A 932-nucleotide genomic window follows, 5' to 3' on the forward strand; every position below is an offset into this window, starting at 1 on the left:
CCGAACACCCGCTGCCCTACCGACAGCCCCGTCGTGCCGTAGCCGAGGGCGGTGACCACTCCGGCCAGCTCGTGGCCGGGGATCGAGGGTGTCCTGTCACGGCCGGCGCGGTCGGTCCAGGTCGATGGCCATTCCATCTCGGTGGGGACGAAGCCCGATGCGTGGATCTGGACGATGACGTCGTTGATCGCCGCGATTGGCTCGGGCCGCTGTGTCAGCTTCATCCCAGCGGTTCCTGCGGCCTGGTCGGTGACCACAATGGCTTTCATTGAAATCGTCCCTTTCTCGCATGTGTGGTGCGTTTTGGCTTCCGGCTAGGTTTTAGATGAAGGTGAAGAGCTGGTCGGGGTCGAAGCGGGAGATGGGGGTGGTGTACACCTTCTGCGGGTCGGGGTAGCCGAGGGCCAGCAGTACCGTCGTGGTGTGTCCGCTCTCGCGGATCTTGAAGGCCTTGTCGACACTGGTCGGGTCGAACCCCTCCAGCGGGGTGGCGTCGACGCCGAGTTCGGCGGCCGCCATCATGGTCAGGCCCACCGCCATGTAGGTCTGCTTCTCCATCCAGTGGTTGAGGTCCTTGTAGCCGTAGTTGCGCAGGTCGAGGAAGTTGCGGGTCATCGATTCCCACAGCTGCTGCTTTGACGGGTCAGGGAACCGGCCGTCGGCCCTCTCCTTCGCGAATACCGCCTCGAGGTGGCTGTCGGGCAGATCCGCCCGGGTGGTGAGGATGATGGTGTGCGAGGCGTTCAGGATCTTCTCGGCGTTGTCCTGGAACCGTTCGCCCAGGTTGTCGGCGAGCTGCTTCTTGCCTTCGGGTGTGGCCAGGACGTAGAAGTGGTTGGGCTGTACGTTCACCGATGACGGCGTGGAGCGCAGGAACCGCAGCAGCTGCTGCAGGGTGTCCTCCGCAATGGTCTTGCTGGGGTCGAAATACC

Annotated in this window: 2 protein-coding genes; both read right to left on the reverse strand. The window is 63.8% G+C overall.

Annotated features, from left to right (window positions below):
• Positions 1-269 (reverse strand): alcohol dehydrogenase catalytic domain-containing protein (locus ADL25_RS11680; protein WP_159044915.1); only part of this gene is annotated, 269 nt, incomplete at its 3' end.
• Positions 270-321: 52 nt separating this feature from the next.
• Positions 322-932, reverse strand: a 611-nt coding sequence (locus tag ADL25_RS11685; RefSeq protein WP_063805619.1) for a nitroreductase family protein, incomplete at its 5' end; no start/stop codon positions are given.

This window comes from Streptomyces sp. NRRL F-5122, from assembly GCF_001507435.1.
Taxonomy (GTDB): Bacteria; Actinomycetota; Actinomycetes; order Streptomycetales; family Streptomycetaceae; genus Streptomyces; species Streptomyces lannensis.